General features: G+C 56.4%; 15 protein-coding genes. 11 read left to right on the top strand and 4 right to left on the bottom strand.

The genetic code is table 11. The annotated features are described in order from the left end of the window. The first annotated feature begins 6 nt into the window (after positions 1 to 6). The 7 genes from sapA to EE896_RS09050 all read left to right on the top strand — a co-directional run bounded on the left by sapA (position 7) and on the right by EE896_RS09050 (position 7532). Positions 7 to 1632, top strand: a complete 1626-nt coding sequence (gene sapA, locus EE896_RS09080) for an ABC transporter substrate-binding protein SapA (protein ID WP_140033370.1) — start codon at positions 7 to 9, stop codon at positions 1630 to 1632. Then, a complete protein-coding gene (gene sapB / locus EE896_RS09075) occupies positions 1629 to 2594 on the top strand; it encodes a putrescine export ABC transporter permease SapB (protein ID WP_039660158.1) in 966 nt (321 codons plus the stop codon). The genes sapA and sapB overlap by 4 nt, the downstream gene beginning before the upstream one ends. Continuing rightward, entirely contained in the window at positions 2581 to 3471 is an 891-nt protein-coding gene (gene sapC, locus EE896_RS09070; RefSeq protein WP_039660156.1) for a putrescine export ABC transporter permease SapC, read from the top strand. Before sapB ends, sapC begins: the two co-directional genes overlap by 14 nt. Continuing rightward, entirely contained in the window at positions 3472 to 4467 is a 996-nt protein-coding gene (sapD, locus tag EE896_RS09065) for a putrescine export ABC transporter ATP-binding protein SapD (protein WP_003853811.1), read from the top strand. It abuts the gene before it with no gap. Between the two features lies 1 nt (position 4468). Beyond that, positions 4469 to 5272, top strand: coding sequence for a putrescine export ABC transporter ATP-binding protein SapF (gene sapF, locus EE896_RS09060; protein WP_003853814.1), 804 nt, complete (start codon positions 4469 to 4471; stop codon positions 5270 to 5272). Positions 5273 to 5413: 141 nt separating this feature from the next. Continuing rightward, on the top strand, positions 5414 to 6202 hold the full coding sequence (gene fabI / locus EE896_RS09055) for an enoyl-ACP reductase FabI (RefSeq protein ID WP_003853816.1): 789 nt from the start codon (positions 5414 to 5416) through the stop codon (positions 6200 to 6202). Between the two features lie 217 nt (positions 6203 to 6419). Further along, complete coding sequence (locus EE896_RS09050) at positions 6420 to 7532, top strand: CMD domain-containing protein (RefSeq protein ID WP_140915447.1); 1113 nt, start codon at positions 6420 to 6422, stop codon at positions 7530 to 7532. A 5-nt stretch (positions 7533 to 7537) separates the two neighbouring features. Here the strand turns inward: EE896_RS09050 and EE896_RS09045 are convergent, their stop codons facing one another. The 4 genes from EE896_RS09045 to EE896_RS09030 all read right to left on the bottom strand — a co-directional run bounded on the left by EE896_RS09045 (position 7538) and on the right by EE896_RS09030 (position 12819). After that, on the bottom strand, positions 7538 to 8434 hold the full coding sequence (locus EE896_RS09045) for a LysR family transcriptional regulator (protein WP_033743061.1): 897 nt from the start codon (positions 8432 to 8434) through the stop codon (positions 7538 to 7540). A 187-nt stretch (positions 8435 to 8621) separates the two neighbouring features. Beyond that, a complete protein-coding gene (locus EE896_RS09040) occupies positions 8622 to 9350 on the bottom strand; it encodes a YoaK family protein (RefSeq protein WP_008925266.1) in 729 nt (242 codons plus the stop codon). Positions 9351 to 9503: 153 nt separating this feature from the next. Further along, positions 9504 to 11048: a methyl-accepting chemotaxis protein gene (locus EE896_RS09035; protein ID WP_003853826.1), complete on the bottom strand. Its 1545-nt coding sequence runs from the start codon at positions 11046 to 11048 to the stop codon at positions 9504 to 9506. A 184-nt stretch (positions 11049 to 11232) separates the two neighbouring features. Continuing rightward, complete coding sequence (locus tag EE896_RS09030) at positions 11233 to 12819, bottom strand: PTS transporter subunit EIIC (RefSeq protein WP_140915448.1); 1587 nt, start codon at positions 12817 to 12819, stop codon at positions 11233 to 11235. 260 nt (positions 12820 to 13079) lie between these two features. Here EE896_RS09030 and EE896_RS09025 point away from each other — a divergent pair, with 260 nt between their 5' ends. The 4 genes from EE896_RS09025 (at position 13080) to EE896_RS09010 (ending at position 19984) form a co-directional block, all read left to right on the top strand. Next, positions 13080 to 15383, top strand: a complete 2304-nt coding sequence (locus EE896_RS09025) for an FdhF/YdeP family oxidoreductase (RefSeq protein WP_140915449.1) — start codon at positions 13080 to 13082, stop codon at positions 15381 to 15383. Between the two features lie 112 nt (positions 15384 to 15495). Next, entirely contained in the window at positions 15496 to 17430 is a 1935-nt protein-coding gene (locus tag EE896_RS09020) for an exoribonuclease II (protein ID WP_003853834.1), read from the top strand. Positions 17431 to 17631: 201 nt separating this feature from the next. Beyond that, positions 17632 to 19701, top strand: a complete 2070-nt coding sequence (locus EE896_RS09015; RefSeq protein ID WP_140915450.1) for a carbon starvation CstA family protein — start codon at positions 17632 to 17634, stop codon at positions 19699 to 19701. Then, positions 19694 to 19984 (top strand): YbdD/YjiX family protein, encoded by a 291-nt coding sequence (locus tag EE896_RS09010; RefSeq protein WP_003853839.1) that lies wholly within the window; start codon positions 19694 to 19696, stop codon positions 19982 to 19984. Before EE896_RS09015 ends, EE896_RS09010 begins: the two co-directional genes overlap by 8 nt. Position 19985: the final 1 nt, after the last annotated feature.

The raw sequence follows: 19985 nt of genomic DNA, 5'->3' as shown, positions 1-19985 counted from the left end.
AGTTCTATGTCAAAACTACTATGTTCGCTGTTGCTCAGCCTCAGCGTGTTGAGTGCCCCTGCGTGGTCAGCGCCTGCGGGTGATATCCGCCAGACCGGCTTTGTCTATTGCGTCAGCGGCACGCTGAATACCTTTAACCCGCAGATGGCCAGCAGCGGGCTGACTGTCGATACCCTGGCGGCACAACTTTATGACCGCCTGCTGGATGTTGATCCCTACACCTATCGTCTCAAACCCGATCTTGCGTCCAGCTGGGAAGTGCGCGACAACGGCGCAACGTATCGCTTTCATCTGCGGAGCGGCGTGCAGTTTCAGCAGACCAATCAGTTCCACCCTACCCGGCCGCTGAACGCAGACGACGTTGTTTTCAGCTTCGAACGGATGTTTGACCGTAATCACCCCTGGCATAACGTCAACGGCGGTAATTATCCCTATTTTGATAGCCTGCAATTTTCCGACTCAGTGCAGAGCGTGAAGAAAATCGACAGCAGGACGGTTGAGTTCAGACTCAACAGCCCGGATGCGTCGTTCCTGTGGCACATGGCGACCCACTATGCGCCGGTGCTGTCGAAGGAGTATGCCGACCAGCTGACGGCGCAGGGACACCAGGAAGAGATGGACAGGCAACCCGTTGGCACCGGCCCTTATCAGCTCAGCGAATATCGCACCGGCCAGTACATCCGTCTGGCGCGCAATCCTCATTACTGGAAGGGTGTTCCGCGTCTGCAACAGGCGGTAATCGATCTGGGGTCTGGCGGTACCGGGCGGCTCTCCAAACTGTTAACCGGCGAATGCGATGTACTGGCCTATCCAGCGGCCAGCCAGCTCAGCATTCTGCGCGATGATCCGCGCCTGCGGATGACCCTGCGTCCTGGCATGAATATCGCCTATCTGGCTTTTAATACCCGCAAGCCGCCGCTCGACCGTCCTGAAGTGCGTCACGCGCTGGCGCTGGCAATCAACAATGAGCGGCTGATGGAGTCGATTTATTACGGCACCGCCGAAACGGCTGCCTCCATATTACCGCGCGCTTCCTGGGCCTATGACAATGATGCGCGTATTACCAGCTATGATCCGGATAAATCCCGGGCCGCGCTGGCGGCATTGGGCATCAGCGATTTGCATCTGCGACTGGTGGTGCCAGTGGCATCGCAGTCCTGGAATCCCAGCCCGCTTAAAACCGCCGAATTGTTACAGGCAGATCTGGCACAGGTTGGTGTGCGGCTGACGATTGTACCGGTAGAAGGCCGTTTCCAGGAGGCGCAGCTGATGGCGATGAATCATGATCTGACGCTGTCAGGCTGGGCCACTGACAGTAACGATCCTGACAGCTTCTTCCGTCCTCTGCTCAGCTGTGCGGCGATTCGCTCACAGACCAATTACGCGCACTGGTGCTCGCCGGCCTTTGACGAAACACTGCAGAACGCCCTGTTATCACAACAACTTTCGGGCCGCATCGACAGCTATGACAAAGCGCAACAGATTCTGGCACAGGAGTTACCGGTACTGCCGCTGGCATCCTCTTTGCGGCTCCAGGCGTTTCGTCATGATATCAAGGGGCTGGTGCTGAGTCCGTTTGGCAACGCCTCGTTTGCCGGGGTTTATCGTGAAGCTGATGAGGGGAGTAAATGATTATCTATATTTTGCGGCGCCTGCTACTGCTGCTCATTACCCTGTTTCTGCTGTCGCTGGTCAGCTTCAGCCTGAGCTATTTTACCCCTAATGCGCCACTGGAAGGCGCTGCACTCTCGGACGCCTGGTGGTTCTGGTTTAAAGGGATGCTGCAGTTTGATTTCGGCGTCTCCAGCACTAACGGTCAGGAGATTGGTTTACAGCTGCGCGAGGTGTTCCCGGCCACCATGGAGCTCTGTATCCTGGCGTTTCTGTTTGCGCTGCTGGTGGGCATTCCGCTGGGAATCTGTGCCGGTGTGATGCGCAACAAATGGCAGGATAAAACCATCAGTGCGCTGGCGCTGATTGGCTTTTCTGCGCCGATCTTCTGGCTGGCGCTGATTCTGACGCTCTTTTTCTCGCTGACGCTGGGCTGGCTGCCAGTGTCAGGTCGCCACGATCTGCTTTATCCGGTTCAGAACGTCTCTGGTTTTGCGCTGATTGACGCCTGGCTGAGTCGTTCGCCGTGGCGACATGAGATGATTATCAGTGTCCTCTCGCACCTTATTTTGCCGGTGCTGGTGCTGGCGATGGCACCGACAACAGAGGTGATACGTCTGCTGCGCAACAGCACCAGCGACGTGATGGACAAAAATTATGTCAAAGCGGCCGCCACGCGCGGTCTTTCACGCTTTACCGTCATCCGCCGCCACGTGCTGCATAACGCGCTGCCGCCGGTGATACCACGTCTTGGCTTGCAATTTTCCACCATGCTGACGCTGGCGATGATTACGGAGATGGTCTTTAACTGGCCGGGTCTTGGACGCTGGCTGATTAACGCGATTCGCCAGCAGGATTATGCGGCGATCTCAGCCGGTGTCATGGTTATTGGCGGACTGGTGATCCTGGTGAATGTGATTTCTGACATTATTGGCGCGGCCATGAATCCGCTGAAACATAAGGAATGGTATGCCGTCCGATAATATCTACGCCGAAAAACGCCTGCCCAGCGCATTTCGTCAAAGCTGGCATCATTTCTACGGCAACCCGATTTCAATGGTCGGACTGTATGGCTTTGGCGCACTATTATTGCTCTGCCTGTTTGGCGGTCTGATAGCACCCTACGGTATTGACCAGCAGTTCCTGGGCTATCAGCTGCTGCCGCCCTCCTGGTCACGCTATGGCGATGTCTCGTTCTTTCTCGGGACTGACGATCTGGGTCGCGACGTACTGAGCCGCCTGCTGAGTGGCGCAGGCCCCACAGTGGGTTCTGCGATTCTTGTGACGCTCTCCGCCACCCTCGGGGCGCTGGTGTTGGGCGTGCTGGCGGGCATGACGCACGGTATCCGCTCGGCCGTCATGAACCATGTCCTGGACACCCTGCTCTCGATTCCGTCGCTGTTGCTGGCGATTATCGTGGTGGCGTTTCTCGGGCCACGACTCGAACATGCGCTGCTGGCCGTCTGGCTGGCATTGATGCCACGTCTGGTCCGCGAAATATACAGCGCCGTGCATGATGAGCTGGAAAAGGAGTATGTGGTGGCTGCTCGCCTTGATGGCGCTCGCGGTCGCAACATTCTGCGCTATGCCATATTGCCCAATATTCTGCCGCTGCTGATTACCGAAATAACCCGCGCGCTGTCGATGGCCATTCTGGACATTGCCGCACTTGGCTTTCTCGACCTTGGCGCGCAGTTGCCTTCGCCAGAATGGGGCGCGATGCTCGGCGATTCACTGGAGCTGATCTACGTCGCACCCTGGACCGTTATGCTGCCCGGCGTGGCGCTGATGGTGAGCGTATTAATTGTTAACCTGCTCGGTGACGGCATCCGTCGCGCCGTCGAAGCGGGAGTGGAATAAATGCCGTTACTCGATATCCGTAATCTCACCATTGAATTTATGACCGCTGACGGGCCGGTCAAAGCCGTTGACCGCGTTAATCTGACGCTGGGCGAAGGCGAAGTCCGGGGACTGGTCGGAGAATCCGGCTCCGGCAAGAGTCTGGTCGCCAAAGCTATCTGCGGCGTCACCAACGATAACTGGCGTGTTACCGCTGACCGCATGGTGTTTGATGATGTGGACCTGCTGCGCTTATCGCCGCGCGAGCGTCGTCGCATTATCGGACACAACGTCTCAATGATTTTTCAGGAGCCGCAATCCTGTCTGGATCCCTCAGAGAGCATTGGTCGCCAGCTGATGCAGGTGATCCCGCGCTGGACGTACAAAGGGCCATGGCTGAAACGCTTCTGGTTCTGGCGCAAAACCCGCGCTATCGAACTGCTGCATCGCGTCGGCATTAAAGATCACAAAGATATTATGCGCAGCTTCCCTTATGAGCTGACTGAAGGTGAGTGCCAGAAAGTGATGATCGCCATTGCGCTGGCTAACCAGCCGCGCCTGCTGATTGCGGATGAACCAACAAATGCCATGGAACCGACCACCCAGGCGCAGATTTTCCGCCTGCTGAGCCGCCTCAACCAGAATAACAACACCACTATTCTGCTGATCAGCCATGACCTGCGCACAATGAGTCAGTGGGCAGATCGAATCAACGTGATGTACTGCGGTCAGACGGTGGAAACCGCCCAGAGCGAAGATTTGATGAGTACGCCGCATCACCCTTATACCCAGGCGCTGATTCGGGCCATGCCCGATTTTGGGCGCGCCCTGCCGCACAAAAGCCGTCTTAATACCCTGTCGGGCGCGATTCCGTCGCTGGAGAGTTTACCGATTGGCTGTCGTCTGGGGCCTCGCTGTCCCTATGCCCAGCGTAAATGTATTGAAACGCCTCGGCTCACCGGCAGCAAAACCCATCTCTACGCCTGTCATTTCCCGCTGAATATGGAGGGCCAGTAGCATGGAGACCCTGCTGGAAGTGCGCAACCTGAGCAAAACCTTTCGCTACCGTACGGGCCTGTTTCGCCGTCAGCACGTTGAAGCAGTGAAATCGGTAAGCTTTACCCTGCGTGAGAAACAGACGCTGGCGATCATCGGCGAAAACGGCTCGGGTAAATCCACCCTGGCGAAGATGCTCAGCGGCATGGTCGCCCCCACTGAAGGTGAGATTCTGATTGACGATCATCCGCTGACCTTCGGCGATTATGGCTATCGCAGTCAGCGCATACGCATGATTTTTCAGGATCCCTCAACCTCACTGAATCCGCGACAGCGCATCAGTCAGATCCTGGAGTTTCCATTGCGGCTCAATACCGAGCTGAATGCGGAGGAGCGCGAGAAACGCATCATTGCTACGCTACGTCAGGTTGGCTTACTGCGCGATCATGCCGGGTACTATCCTCACATGCTGGCGCCCGGTCAGAAACAGCGTCTGGGTCTGGCGCGTGCATTGATCCTCCAGCCTAAAGTCATTGTGGCCGACGAAGCGCTGGCCTCGCTGGATATGACTATGCGATCTCAGCTGGTGAATCTGATGCTGGAACTGCAGGAGAAGCACGGGATCGCCTACATTTATGTCACGCAGCATCTGGGCATGATGAAGCACATCAGCGATAAAGTGCTGGTGATGCATCAGGGCGAAGTGGTCGAGCGCGGCGGCACGGCGGACGTGCTGGCCTCCCCGCTGCATGATCTGACACGACGGCTGATCAGCAGCCACTTTGGCGAAGCACTGAGTGCCGAAGCCTGGCGGCGTGAGCGCTGATTTTTGCTGCATATCGCGGAAATTGCGGGGCGATTTACCTGATTTATGAGAGACGTGCTAGAATCCGCACGTCGATTAACGTCGGTCGCTTACTTTTTAATCATGCGGCCGCCAACTACAATGACCATAAGGATTACAGCTATGGGTTTTCTTTCCGGTAAGCGCATTCTGATTACTGGCGTTGCCAGTAAACTTTCCATCGCCTACGGTATTGCACAGGCGATGCACAAACAGGGCGCAGAACTGGCTTTCACCTACCAGAACGACAAGTTAAAAGGTCGTGTGGAAGAGTTTGCCAAAGAGTTGGGTTCAGACATCGTGCTGCCATGTGACGTAGCTGAAGATGAGAGCATCAAATCTCTGTTCACTGAACTGGCAAAAACCTGGCCAAAATTTGACGGTTTCGTTCACTCTATCGGTTTCGCGCCTGGCGACCAGCTGGTAGGCGACTACGTGAACGCCGTGACTCGTGAAGGCTTTAAAATCGCGCATGATATCAGTGCTTACAGCTTCGTCGCGATGGCCAAAGAGTGCCGCGAGATGCTGAATCCACAGTCTGCGCTGCTGACCCTCTCATACCTGGGTGCTGAGCGCGCAATCCCGAACTACAACGTGATGGGTCTGGCGAAAGCGTCGCTGGAAGCTAACGTGCGTTATATGGCGAACGCCATGGGGCCGGAAGGCGTGCGTGTTAACGCCGTTTCTGCGGGTCCAATCCGCACCCTGGCAGCTTCAGGCATCAAAGATTTCCGTAAGATGCTGGCGCATTGCGAAGCGGTCACCCCGATTCGCCGTACTGTCACCATTGAAGATGTCGGCAACTCAGCAGCATTCCTCTGCTCTGATCTGGCTGGCGGCATCACCGGTGAAGTGGTACACGTTGATGGCGGCTTTAGCATCGCTGCAATGAACGAGCTGGAACTGAAATAAGTTCTGCAAGGGCGAGCCTGGCTCGCCCTTCTCTTTATCCCCGCCTCGCTCTTCCTGCCTGATTTCACTCCCGTTATACCGTAACGCTATTAATTATCACCGATCATTCTTTTGCCCCGGCCTGCCCATCAGCGACGATAAGCCTGACCTTCGGTTTATGCACATTTTCAGATTTTGCCGCCTGCATGCCGAACCCGATTTTGCAAAAGGATTGATCATGGAACAACGCCGCTATCCGGGCCATAACCACTGGTTTTATGAAAGCCAGACCAGTCCACGTATTGCTCAGGCCGCACCGCTGGTGCCAGAGGCTGCCCACATTGATGACCGTTTTCTGCTGGGATGCTACGCCGATAACGCCGTAGTGCAGTCACTGCTGAGCACGCATCAGCCGGCCCTGCTGGCCGCGCGCGATCTGGCACAACTGCTTTTTCCTGATCGCGTCAACAACTCACTCACCCATACACTAACGCTCTACGATCGCCTCAGCACTGCGCTAACCGTCGCGCAGGTCGCGGGCGTGCAGCGGTTGTGTAATCACTACTCTGCCCGATTAAATCCATTGCCCGGGCCCGACTCCTCACGCGAGAGTAATAATCGCCTGACCCAGATCACACAGTATGCCCGCCAGCTGGCGATGCAGCCTGAGCTTATCAACGCGAGCGCGATCACCGCCCTCGATGCGGTCGGCCTGACTGAACCCGATATTGTCACGCTGAATCAGGTGATCGGGTTTGTCAGTTACCAGGCACGCGTGGTTGCCGGATTGCAGGCGCTGCAGGGTCAGCCGGTACGCTGGCTGCCGGGCAGCTCCCTGCCCCCTGATGCTGATTCCAGCGGTTTTGACCAGCCTGCCCGCTGGCAGCCCGTGCTGAAACCGCTGGAGTTGCGCTATGCCAGTGCTGAGCAGCTCGCTGCCGTTACCCGCTGTCAGTCTCTGCCCGGCATGCAGGAGGCGGTATGGCTGCTGGCCCATGATCCCTCGGCGCTCTATGGCTGGGCGCAGCTGTGTCAGCATCTTTCTCAGGAGGATACGCTGGCCGAGGCAACCGCTGCGCGTATTCTGGGCAGTCGCTGGGCGTTCCGGCTGCTGGACGGGAACGACATCCTGATTGAGGGTGTGGAGGAGACGGCGTCAAAAGGTGAAGAACAGCTGATTATTGCGCTGTCGGTACAGCTGACCCGGTCACCTGAGCGATTCAGCGCCGCCCACCTGCAACCGCTGATGGAGGCAGGCTGGGAGGCTGAAGCGTTGTTCGCGCTAATACAGCGTGTTGCGCTAGGCAACTGGAACAGCCGCCTGTTTTACGCGCTGGGCGAGGCGAAGTAACTGCGTTATACCGGCAGCAGACCACGCGCTTCGTCGAAAAAGTGCTGTGCCAGCGGTGTGGCACGGCCAGGTTCGGCTATCACCAGTGCCGCCTGACGTGCCATCGGCGGCAGCGTAATGGCGCGCTGCTGCAGTCCCTGCAGTGAAGCGGGCAGCAGGTGACCAACCGGCGACACCAGCAACCCCAGCCCGACCTGTGCACACTGCATCAGTTGCATAATAGAGGCACTCTCAACGATCACTCGCGGCACCAGTGCCGCCTCGCGAAACGCCATATCAATGTAGCGGCGGAAATAGCGCGTGGGCTCCGCCAGACAAAGTGGCTGTTGAGCCAGTTCATCCAGTGTCAGCGGGGTTCCCCCCACCAGCTCGGGGAAATGGTCGGGATGGAATACAGCTTCAGCGCCCCGGTCTGCCAGCATCTCGGTCTGAAAATGGAGTTCCCGTAGCGTCGCCATCTCGAAAAAACCGATACCGACATCCACGGTGTGGCTATTGAGCGCTTCCAGCAGCTGATCAGCACTCAGTACCGCAATGCGGTAGTCGAGCTGGGGATAACGCGCCTGCACCGCTTTCAGCAGCAACGGCAGCGCCATGCTGCACTGCGGCACCACGCCAACCCGCAGCGTGCCGTTCACCCCATGTTTCAGTGATTCAACTTCCAGCTTCAGCCCCTGATACACCGAAACAATTTCACGCGCCCAGGCCAGCACGCGATCGCCCTCTGGCGTAAATCCGGCAAAGTTATTGCTGCGGTTAATCAGCGGCAGGCCCAGCTCGCGCTCCAGGTTTTTCAGGCGCATCGAGAGCGTTGGCTGTGTAACAAAACTGGCTTCTGCGGCCCGCCCGAAATGGCGTTCACGCTCCAGATTACATAGGTAGATCAGTTGTTTAATGTCGATGTTATTTATCCATCTGCAGGTTAAAGCGTGTTTTCGTCACTGTCTCGCTGTCAGAGTCAACCCGAGTTAAGAGTGAGATGTTACCCTGCTTAAACATGGCGGTTTTAACCGCACGGTTCATTGGCGCAAGGGGAACGATGAATCAGCAACCGATGTGCCCTGAAAAAGCGGCAGAGCGTATGCCCCTCTACATCTTCACGACCGCTGTTTTCGCGGGTTTAGTGAATATGGCATTCAGCGCCAGACAGATTAAGCCGAACCCCACCGGTAGCAAAAAATCGTAGCCTAACAGCCGGTAAAGCCCGATTCCGGCTATTCCTCCTGCGAGGAAAGCCAGCAATGTCAGCGTGTGCAGTCGCAGCCGGTCCAGATATAGCGGTGCATCTTTCGGCGAGGTTTTACGCCGTAGCACCTCAAACAGCATCGCCATTTCAATGCCGATGTCGGTCGCTGTGCCAGAAATATGGGTTGTACGAACACGTGCATTAGAGATCCGCGTAACAACCGCATTTTGCAACCCCATCAGGAAGCTCAGGCTCGTGATTAACACCACGCCAGGTGACAGCGGCGGAAAGTGATTCTCGATCACGCCCAGCGCAATCAGCGCGGTGCCCTCCAGCAGGATGACAAACGCATAGATAGTGCGGATGTTTCTGCGGTGCCCGGCATTAATGACGAGGGTCGAAAACAGGGAACCCACAATAAATAACAGGACGATCGACAGAAAAAACAGGCCGGGCCCCAGATTCGCTTTTGCCAGATGATCGGACAACAGCGAGACATTCCCTGTCATGTTGGCTGAAAAAAAACCGACGATCTCAAAGGCTGCGGTATTCAGCGCGCCTGCAGCAGCGGCAAGCGTGCAGGCGAGTCGGGTATCGGCGCTATTGCTGCGGCCATGGGTGCTGGTTAGCATGACGACCCTGTGTTCAATGGAAAGCCTTATAATCCGCCGAATCTCTGCCCGCGACAAGGCGCTGCGTCAAACTCGCCCCTCTCTGCCATGCTTTACTTAGCAGCCCGCTGCTCAGCACGCTGCGCTGCATACACTCAGCGCAGAGTGGGCTGATTAATGCGTTGCCAGCCGGAAGGTGGAGACCGACTGCGTCAGGTACTGCACCTGCTCTTCCAGCGAGGCAGAGGCCGCCGCAGACTCCTGCACCAGCGCCGAGTTCTGCTGAGTAACGCTATCCATCTCGGTGACGGCCTGCTCAATCTGACCGATGCCGCGACTCTGTTCATCAGAGGCCGTGGAGATATGCTCCATCAGCAGATTGACGCGGCTGACCGAGGAGATAATCGCGCTCATGGCATCACCGGTCCGGCTGACCTGATCAGAACCGGCATGAATGATCGAAACCGATTCGGCAATCAGCCCTTCAATCTCTTTGGCAGCGGTGGCGCTGCGCTGGGCAAGATTACGCACTTCCCCTGCCACTACCGCAAAGCCACGTCCCTGCTCACCTGCACGGGCGGCTTCAACGGCTGCGTTCAGCGCCAGAATATTGGTCTGGAAAGCGATGCTGTCGATAACGGTCGTGATCTCTTCAATCTTCTTCGAGCTGGCATTAATCAACGCCATTGATGTCACCACTTCCTGCGAGACTTTTTCACCGCTCTCTGCATTCTTCACCGCTTCACTGGTCAGACGGCAGGCTTCAAAGACGTTTTCGGTATTCTGTTTCACCGTGGCGCCCAGTTGCTCCATGCTGGCCGCCGTTTCAGTCAGTGCGGCGGCCTGCTGTTCGGTACGCGAGGCAAGATCGATGTTACCCGCTGCAATCTCCTGCGAGGCGGTGGAAACGGAGCGGGTTGAATCACGCACCTGCAGAATAATGGTGGTCAGCGCACTGCGCATCTGCTCCAGTGAGCCCATCAGCAGCTGAATTTCGCTGCGTGAACCTGACCTGGCCGGTACCGTGGTATCCAGCACACCCGCCGCAATCAGTTTGCAGTGTTCCTGCGCGTCATTAAGCGGTGAAAGTACGTAGCGCTTCATGAAGATGTAAATGGCAATAATAATGGCAAAAAACAGGACGCCAAACAGCCCAAGCAGCGTAATGCCGGCGGTGAAGTGACTCTGGGCATCGCTGTTCAGCTTTTTAGCATACGTTTCATGCTGGGCCAGCACCCGATCCAGAATGATTTCGTACTGGCGATCAAGGCGAACCACGTTAGGGATCTGACTTTTAAAGCGCACCTGATCATGCGCCTCAGCGGCATCAATTAAGGGTTGTAGTCCCTGCTGACGATAGGCCAGATAAGCCTGACTATAGGCGTCAGCTTCGGCTTCTTCGCCTGGCAGACGCGGCGCATTCATGTAGGCCTGAAATGCGGCATCCGCTTTACCTGCTACGGTCCGCACACTGTCCAGCGTGGCGGGATTGTTTGCGTCGCTGCCCTCAATCTCCTTCATATATTCCATCAGACGGACACGCAGCGTTCGGCTGTGGTTGATCGGGTCAATCACTGAGAGCACCACACGGATCTCTTTGTTAACCGCATTCAGGGAGTGATTGCTCTGAATCAGGAGCCAGGTACTGATTGCCACGCTGGTCAGAAACAAGGCCAGCAGGAAGGAAAATATCATCAGGGAAGATTTTTTTAACGACATTGCGGTGTTCCAGTAATGAGGGGATTAATCGCTATATCGGCAGAAAGAGGTGCCCCATTAGGGTAAGGATTTTTTTAGTTACAATAGGCGGGTGGGCAGTGGTCAGTATCTCCACCAGGAATGGTGCAAACCGCCCGCTGCACCGGGCGGATAACGTGATGCTCACGCCTGAAATGGGCTGGGGTTATGCAACACCCAACGCCATTTTCACCTCATTTGCGATCTTCTCAACCTGCGGGCCATAGATCACCTGAATATCGTGCTCGCTGACACGATTAACACCGTTCGCACCGGTGCTCATCAGCGTCTGATCGACCACCTGATTCATCTCTTTAACCCGAACCCGCAGACGGGTAAAGCAGCAATCGACATCCTCAATGTTGGCCTGCCCACCCAGTCCGCTAATAATCACCTGCGTGCGTTCATCCGCGATCACCTGTTGCGGTTTTTCATCCTCCGACTCCCGGCCCGGTGTTTCCACATTCATTCGGGTAATCACCAGCCGGAAAGCGTAGTAGTAGATCGGCGCATAGATTACGCCCAGCGCCAGCGTCCACCACCAGTGGGTTTTCGCCCCGCCCAGCATGCCGAACACCACCAGGTCGATGACGCCGCCCTGCACATTGCCGATCATCAGATGCAACATCGACATCAGCATAAACGACAGGCCGGTCAGGAAAGCATGCAGCAGGTAGAGCACTGGCGAGACAAAGATAAAGCAGAACTCCAGCGGTTCCGTGATGCCGGTGGTGAATGAGGTCAGTGCGCCCGCCATCACCAGTGCTTTGACCCGCTGTTTATGTTCAGGCCGCGCGGTGTGATAGATCGCCAGTGCCGCCGCGGGCAGGCCAAACATCATGACCGGAATCTTGCCCTGCGCCAGAAACTGCGTGGCGGTGCGCAACGTCTCATCGGGGATCGACCCCGGATGGGTCAGTGAGGCGTTGAAGATGTTCAGCGCGCCGACAACCGTCTGGCCATCGACCACGGCCATGCCGCCAATGGGTGTAAAGCGCACGGTTTCATTGAGAATATGATGCAGGCCGGTGGGGATCAGGATGCGCTCAAAAGCCCCCAACAGAAAAGCACCATACTGGCCGCTTTTACCAATCATCTGTCCAATCCAGGCGATGCCATTGCCAATGGTCGGCCAGATCAGCGCCAGTAACACGCCAATCAGCGGCAGACAGACCACGGTAATGATCGGCACAAAACGCCGTCCGCCAAAAAAGCTGATCGCCGTGGGCAGTTGCTGCGTGTAAAAACGATTGTGCAGCGCCACCGTGATCAGTCCGGCAATGACCCCACCCAGCACGCTCATGTTGTAAGTGAAGACACCCAGCATGTTGATGTACTCCGCCGAGGTCATCATGGCGGTGGTCTGATCCATTCCCGCCTGCTGCAGGGCTGCCGGTGTGGTCGTCGCCGCCGTAATCCCTTTCGCCGCCAGCGTGGCGCTGATGCCGACATTCATCACGATGTAGCCAATCACTGCGGCAAAGGCGGCCGTGGGTTTTTCTGCTTTAGCCAGGCCGATGGCACTCGCTACCGCAAAGAAGACGGGCAGATTAGCAAAGAGCGCGCCCGCCACTTTGCGAATAAAGCCAATGATTATCTGGGGAATCTGCATCTGCGCAAAGGCATCGCCGGTTACCGCCGGATTCTGCATCGCCGCCGCCAGTCCGAGAAAAATACCGGCGGCCGCAATGACTGAGATGGGCATCATCAATGCTTTGCCAAACGCATGGATCTGGCTGGTCAGCTGTTTCATGGCGTCACGCTCTCTCTGATTGTGAACAGCAAGTATTAGCCTGTTGTCAGCAGAACTCCCGTTATCGGCCGGTTTAAGGCGGGTAAAATCTGAGCACCATCACATTTCAGGCCTGTTCACGATAAACGCCAGCTATCGCACCATTATGTCAATCAATTAGACAAGGTATAACGATAGCTGCAGACTTCCTTTCACCATCAGGCTATAACCTGATAACAAACACCAAACAATAATGCCTACTATAAAAGCCTGCACTCACTATGAAATTTAAACGCCAAATCAAACCCTATCGCGCGGCTGCGGGCGGCTGGGGTTCTCTGGAAGCCACCACGCGTTTCGTGCTTGACAGCAAAGCGGCCCTGAAAAATATGCGCAACCTGATGCGCATGAATAAAGCACGCGGTTTTGACTGTCCGGGCTGCGCCTGGGGTGATGACAACAAAAGTACCTTCAGCTTCTGCGAAAACGGGGCCAAAGCGGTCACCTGGGAAGCGACGCGCCGCATGGTCGACACCGACTTTTTTGCTAAACACAGCGTAACCACGCTCTATACCCAGAGTGATTACTTCCTGGAGTATCAGGGGCGTCTGACTCATCCGCTGCGCTATAACGCGGAAACTGACCACTATGAGCCGATCAGCTGGGAAGATGCGTTTGCGCTGATCGCGCAGCACATCAAGGCGATGGATCATCCGAATCAGATGGAGCTTTACACCTCCGGTCGCGCCAGCAACGAAGCCTCCTGGCTCTATCAGCTGTTTGGTCGCCTGATGGGAACCAATAACTTCCCTGACTGCTCGAATATGTGCCACGAAGCCAGCGGCACCGGTCTGAAGCGCAGTATTGGCGTCGGTAAAGGCACGATTCGTCTGGATGATTTCGATCACGCCGATGCGATTTTCGTCTTCGGTCAGAATCCCGGCACCAACCATCCGCGTATGCTGCACAGCCTGCGTCATGCTGCCGATCATGGTGCGAAGATCGTCACCTTTAATACCCTGCGCGAGCGCGGTCTGGAACGTTTTGCCGATCCGCAGAAGCCGCTGGAAGTCGTCACCTCAAAAGCGGGTAACATCAGCTCGTCTTATTATCAGCCCAATCTGGGTGGTGATATGGCGGCGGTGCGCGGCATGGTGAAATCCCTGCTGGAGACCCATCGCGCGCGTCTGGCAGCCGGTGAAAGTGGCCTGTTTGACCAGACCTTTATCAATGCTAAAACCAATGGCATTGAGGCCTATCTGGATGCGGTGGATAACACCAGCTGGATGCAGATTGTGGCGCAGTCTGGCCTGACGCAGGCGCAGATCCGTGAAGCTGCGGCGATTTACCAGAGCGCTGACCGGGTGATTTGTACCTGGGCAATGGGCATCACCCAGCACAAACACTCGGTAGACACGGTTCGCGAAATCACCAACCTGCAGTTGCTGTTTGGTCAACTGGGCAAAAAAGGCGCAGGCCTCTGCCCGGTTCGCGGTCACAGCAACGTGCAGGGTAACCGCACCATGGGGATTGATGAGAAACCGGCTAAAGCGTTCCTGGACGCGCTGGGTAATCATTTCAATTTCGAGCCACCGCGTGCCGCGGGCCATAACACCGTTGAAGCGCTGAACGCGATGCTGCGTGATGAAGTCAAAGTGCTGATCGCGCTGGGTGGCAACCTGGCTGCGGCTGCACCAGATTCACCGCGCACCGAAGAAGCGATGTCACGCTGTGGTCTGACTGTGCATATCAGTACCAAACTGAATCGCAGCCATCTGGTGCCGGGTCATGAAGGGCTGATTCTGCCGACGCTGGGCCGCACCGAACGCGATCTGCAGGCGACCGGCAATCAGTTTATTACCGTGGAAGACTCCTTTAGCATGGTGCACGCCTCTGAAGGGATTGGTATTCCGCTGGCGGAAACACAGCGTTCTGAGACCTGGATTGTTGCCGGTATCGCGCAGGCGGTGCTGGGTGATGAGAAAGTGAAATGGCGCGAGCTGGCCGGTAATTACAACCTGATTCGTGAGCATATCGCGGCAACGATTCCGGGCTTTGCCGACTTCAATGCGAAATGTGATATCCCCGGCGGTTTCTACCTGGGTAATGCCGCTGCCGAGTTGCGCTTCAATACGCCGAGCCAGAAAGCAGAGTTCAATGCCGCGGCGCTGCCGACCTCGCTGTTCCCGAATCTGGATCAAGAGGTCCCTTTCACTCTTCAGACGCTGCGTTCACATGACCAGTACAACACCACGATTTACGGCCTTGATGACCGTTACCGTGGCGTGTTTGGTCAGCGCGAAGTGGTGTTCATCAACCCGGACGATATGACAGACCTTGGTTTCACCGAAGGTCAGAATGTCGATATCGAGACCCTCTGGAATGATGGCATTACCCGTCGCGTCAGCGGCTTCAAACTGGTTCCCTATAATATTCCGCGCGGTAATCTGGCGGCTTATTACCCGGAAACCAACCCGCTGGTGCCGCTGAACAGCTTTGGTGATGGCAGTGGCACACCGACCTCTAAGTCGGTGCCGGTGAAGCTGGAACTGTCAGCGGCACTGCCTGAACAGCGCATTGCCTGACCTCCCTTTCACTCCTCTCTGAAAAGCCGGTTCGTCCGGCTTTTTGCCTTGCCGCGCGCCGCCGAATCGCGTAAAACTGTCAGCCGCAATCAGGCCACGAAACGTAAAAATTATGTTCCAGGATAACCCGCTGCTCGCGCAGCTGAAACAGAAGCTCCATTCGCAAACGCCTCGAGCTGAAGGCGTCGTTAAAGGCACCGAAAAAGGCTTCGGCTTTCTGGAAGTCGATGCGCAGAAAAGTTACTTCATTCCGCCCCCGCAGATGAAGAAAGTGATGCATGGCGACCGTATTACCGCTGTGATCCATAGCGAGAAAGATCGCGAAAGCGCTGAGCCGGAAACGCTGGTTGAGCCGTTCCTGACCCGCTTTGTTGGTCGGGTGCAGAAGAAAGACGATCGCCTGTCGATTGTGCCGGACCATCCCCTGCTGAAAGATGCGATCCCGTGTCGCCCCGCACGCGATGTCAGCCATGAGTTTGAGAATGGCGACTGGGCAGTAGCAGAAATGCGTCGCCATCCGTTAAAAGGCGATCGCGGCTTCTATGCCGAACTTACCGATTTTATTGTCAAAGCTGATGATCATCTTGCTCCGTGGTGGGTGACGCTGTCGCGTCACAACCTTGAGCGTGAAGCACCTGATGTCAGCTTTGGCGAGATGATGGATGAAAACCTGACGCGTGAAGATCTGACCGCGCTGGATTTCGTCACCATCGACAGCGCCAGCACCCAGGATATGGATGATGCGCTCTATGCAGAAGCACAGGACGACGGCACCCTGCGTCTGACTATCGCTATCGCCGATCCGACCGCCTATGTGGCAGAGGGCAGTCAGCTTGATAAGCTGGCGGCACAGCGTGCGTTTACCAACTACCTGCCGGGCTTTAATATCCCGATGCTGCCGCGCGAACTCTCTGATGATGTCTGCTCGCTGCGTCCGAATGTGCGTCGTCCGGCGCTGGCCTGCCGCGTCACGGTAGCTGCCGATGGCACCCTGGGTGATGACGTCGAGTTCTTTGCGGCCTGGATCGAGTCTAAAGCCAAGCTGGCTTATGACGATGTCTCTGACTGGCTGGAAAACAGCGGCACCTGGCAGCCAGAAAGCGAGGCGATTGCTGAACAGATTCGTTTGTTGCACCGCCTTTGCCTGGCGCGCAGCGAGTGGCGTCAGACCCACGCGCTGGTGTTTAAGGACCGCCCGGATTACCGCTTCCTGCTCGGTGATAAAGGCGAAGTGCTGGAAATTGTGGCTGAACCTCGCCGCATCGCTAACCGTATCGTTGAAGAGTCCATGATTCTGGCCAACGTCTGCGCGGCAAAAGTGCTGCGTGATCGTCTGGGCTTTGGTATTTACAACGTGCATGCCGGTTTCGATGCCACCAATGCTGAACAGGCTGCGGCGGTACTGGCGAATCATGGTATTAACGTGGATGCACAGGCGATCACCACACTGGAAGGTTTCCGTGTGCTGCGTCGTGAGCTGGACGCCCTGCCGACCCAGTTTCTTGATAGCCGTATCCGTCGTTTCCAGACTTTCGCTGAGATCAGCACCGAGCCCGGCCCGCACTTCGGTCTGGGTCTGGAGGCTTACGCTACCTGGACCTCACCGATTCGTAAGTTCGGCGACATGATCAACCATCGTCTGCTTAAAGCAATTATTCGCGGTGAGTCGATCGCACGTCCGGATGATGCGGTGACGGTAACGATGAGTGAACGCCGTCGCCTGAACCGGATGGCGGAACGTGACGTTGGTGACTGGCTCTACGCCCGTTATCTTGCACCCTTTGCGGCTACCGATCGTCGTTTCAGCGCCGAGATTATCGACGTGTCGCGTGGCGGCATGCGTGTTCGCCTGGTCGAGTTTGGTGCGGTTGCCTTTATCCCGGCACCGTTCATTCACGCGGTGCGTGATGAGCTGGTCTTAAGTCAGGAGAATGGCAGCGTACAGATCAAAGGTGACGTGGTTTACCGTGTGACCGACGTGATTGATGTCACCATCGCCGAAGTCCGCATGGAAACTCGCAGCGTCGTGGCCCGGCCCGCCGTCTGAATGTCGCGTATTTAAGCGCTGACACAAGCGGGATAACACTGGTTATCCCGCCCTTTCCCGCCCCGTTCTGATTGCAAAAAAGTTAAATTTGTACCCCGCTTCACACTTCTCCACTGATTAACTTTCACTTACATTCCATTACATTAAGTTTAACTCGTTGTTTTCGATCGCTTTCCTCTCGGTCCTCACAAGGAGTTAGTCATGAAAAACGTCAAAACCAGTGTGATCTGGTTAGTGGTGGCGTTAATCGGCGCGGGCGCTTTCGCCATGCTGGCCCTCAGCCGCGGCGAACACGTCAATGCAGTCTGGCTGGTGATCGCCGCTGTCGCCTGTTACAGCATCGCTTACCGCTTCTACAGCCTGTTTATCGCCCGCAATATTTTTGAACTGGACGATCGCCGGATGACGCCTGCCGAGCGGCTGAGCGACGGACTGGATTATGTTCCCACCAATAAATGGGTGCTGTTTGGCCACCATTTCGCGGCCATTGCGGGCGCCGGTCCTCTGGTCGGTCCGATTCTGGCCGCGCAGATGGGGTTTCTGCCGGGCACTATCTGGATTCTGGTCGGGGTGATGCTGGCAGGCGCGGTTCAGGATTTCCTGATCCTGTTTATCTCGACCCGCCGTGATGGCCGTTCGCTGGGTGAAATGGCGCGGCAGGAGCTGGGCGCATTCGCCGGTGTCGTGACAATGCTCGGCGCGCTGGGCGTGATGATCATCATCCTGTCGGCGCTGGCGCTGGTCGTCGTGAAGGCACTGGCGAACAGCCCGTGGGGGTTGTTCACTATCGCGGCCACCATTCCGATTGCGCTGTTTATGGGCGTCTACATGCGCTTTATCCGCCCCAGTAAAATCGCCGAAGTGTCATTGATTGGCTTTGTGCTGATGATGGCGGCGATTATTTATGGCGGCGACGTGGCACAACATCCGTACTGGGGCCCCTTCTTTACCCTGAAAGGCACCTCGCTGACCTGGGTTCTCGTCATCTATGGCTTTATTGCTTCTGTGCTGCCGGTCTGGCTACTGCTGGCACCGCGCGACTACCTCTCCACTTTTCTTAAAATTGGCGTGATTGTCGGCCTGGCGGTGGGCATCGTCTTTGCCATGCCAGAGATGAAAATGCCAGCAGTGACCAAATTTATCGACGGTACCGGTCCGGTATTCTCCGGCGCGATGTTCCCGTTCCTGTTCATTACCATTGCCTGCGGAGCAATCTCAGGCTTCCATGCGCTGGTCTCCAGCGGCACTACACCAAAACTGGTGGAGAGGGAGAGTCATATCCGCTTTATTGGCTATGGCGCGATGCTGATGGAGTCTTTTGTGGCGATCATGGCGCTGATTTGTGCCTCGGTGCTGGATCCCGGCGTCTATTTTGCCATGAACTCCCCTGCCGCGCTGATTGGTACCACCGTTGAGAGCGCCTCTCAGGTCATTAATGGCTGGGGCTTTGTGGTCACGCCAGAAATGCTGAGTGGCATCGCCCGCGATGTCGGTGAAGGTTCCATTCTCTCTCGCGCAGGCGGCGCACCTACCTTCGCAGTGGGAATGGCCCATATTATTACCGAGATCTTCAACAGTCGGGCGATGATGGCATTCTGGTATCACTTCGCCATTCTGTTTGAAGCGCTATTTATCCTGACCGCGGTCGATGCCGGTACCCGCGCCTGCCGCTTTATGGTGCAGGATCTGGTGGGAACAGTGGTGCCTTCTATGGCGAACAACCGTTCCTGGCTGGGTAATATGGCAGGCACGTCCGTCGCCGTTGCAGGCTGGGGTTTCTTTGTTTATCAGGGCGTGGTCGACCCGCTGGGCGGCATTAATACCCTGTGGCCACTTTTTGGTATCGGCAATCAGATGCTGGCCTCGATGGCGCTGATTCTCGGTACTGTGGTGCTCTTCAAAATGAAAAAGCAGCGTTACGCCTGGGTGACGATTCTGCCGACCGTCTGGTTGTTTATCACCTCAATGACCGCGGGCTGGCAGAAAATCTTCCATGAGAAACCTTCTATCGGTTTCCTGGCGCAGGCGAATAAATTCCGCAAAGGGCTGGATGAAGGCGTGATCATCGCGCCAGCAAAAAGCGTGGCGGATATGCAGACCATCGTGTTCAGCAATCAGATTAACGCCGCGCTATGTGCTTTCTTTATGCTGGTGGCGGTCACCATGCTGATCTCGGCATTCTTTGTCATTCGTCGTGCACTGAACAGCTCGGTGCCGACCACCCGCGAGACGCCGGTAGCAATGCGCAACAAGGAGGTGCGCCATGTCTGATGCTATTCATCAGGTCCACCGTCCACACGGTGACTGGCAGATTCTGCACTGTAATGTGATTGCTGCTTCTCCGCCGCAGAGGTTTAGCTGGCGGGGATTCTGGCGCGGCCTGCAACAATGTTTTCGCTTAATGGTCGGGGTGCAGGATTATCAAAAATATCTGCAGCATATGCGACGGCATCATCCCGGGCAGGCGCCGATGAGTGAGCGCGATTTTCACCGTTATTGCCTGGATGCGCGCTTCCCCAGCCAGGCCGGTAAACTGGGCAAATGTCCCTGCTGAA

It is taken from the genome of Pantoea eucalypti, assembly GCF_009646115.1.
In the GTDB taxonomy this organism is placed as follows: Bacteria; Pseudomonadota; Gammaproteobacteria; order Enterobacterales; family Enterobacteriaceae; genus Pantoea; species Pantoea eucalypti.
The sequence above is the reverse complement of the archived record's forward strand: the minus strand, read 5'-3'. Positions and strand labels throughout refer to the sequence as shown.

Excerpts from the sequence above, each read along its gene's own strand:
- EE896_RS09015 (WP_140915450.1), top strand. The coding sequence starts at position 17,632 with ATGAAAAACGTCAAAACCAGTGTGATCTGGTTAGTGGTGGCGTTAATC.
- EE896_RS09030 (WP_140915448.1), bottom strand. The coding sequence starts at position 12,819 with ATGAAACAGCTGACCAGCCAGATCCATGCGTTTGGCAAAGCATTGATG.
- sapA (WP_140033370.1), top strand. The coding sequence starts at position 7 with ATGTCAAAACTACTATGTTCGCTGTTGCTCAGCCTCAGCGTGTTGAGT.
- sapF (WP_003853814.1), top strand. The coding sequence starts at position 4,469 with ATGGAGACCCTGCTGGAAGTGCGCAACCTGAGCAAAACCTTTCGCTAC.
- EE896_RS09035 (WP_003853826.1), bottom strand. The coding sequence starts at position 11,048 with ATGTCGTTAAAAAAATCTTCCCTGATGATATTTTCCTTCCTGCTGGCC.
- EE896_RS09040 (WP_008925266.1), bottom strand. The coding sequence starts at position 9,350 with ATGCTAACCAGCACCCATGGCCGCAGCAATAGCGCCGATACCCGACTC.
- fabI (WP_003853816.1), top strand. The coding sequence starts at position 5,414 with ATGGGTTTTCTTTCCGGTAAGCGCATTCTGATTACTGGCGTTGCCAGT.
- sapD (WP_003853811.1), top strand. The coding sequence starts at position 3,472 with ATGCCGTTACTCGATATCCGTAATCTCACCATTGAATTTATGACCGCT.
- sapB (WP_039660158.1), top strand. The coding sequence starts at position 1,629 with ATGATTATCTATATTTTGCGGCGCCTGCTACTGCTGCTCATTACCCTG.
- sapC (WP_039660156.1), top strand. The coding sequence starts at position 2,581 with ATGCCGTCCGATAATATCTACGCCGAAAAACGCCTGCCCAGCGCATTT.
- EE896_RS09025 (WP_140915449.1), top strand. The coding sequence starts at position 13,080 with ATGAAATTTAAACGCCAAATCAAACCCTATCGCGCGGCTGCGGGCGGC.
- EE896_RS09020 (WP_003853834.1), top strand. The coding sequence starts at position 15,496 with ATGTTCCAGGATAACCCGCTGCTCGCGCAGCTGAAACAGAAGCTCCAT.
- EE896_RS09010 (WP_003853839.1), top strand. The coding sequence starts at position 19,694 with ATGTCTGATGCTATTCATCAGGTCCACCGTCCACACGGTGACTGGCAG.
- EE896_RS09050 (WP_140915447.1), top strand. The coding sequence starts at position 6,420 with ATGGAACAACGCCGCTATCCGGGCCATAACCACTGGTTTTATGAAAGC.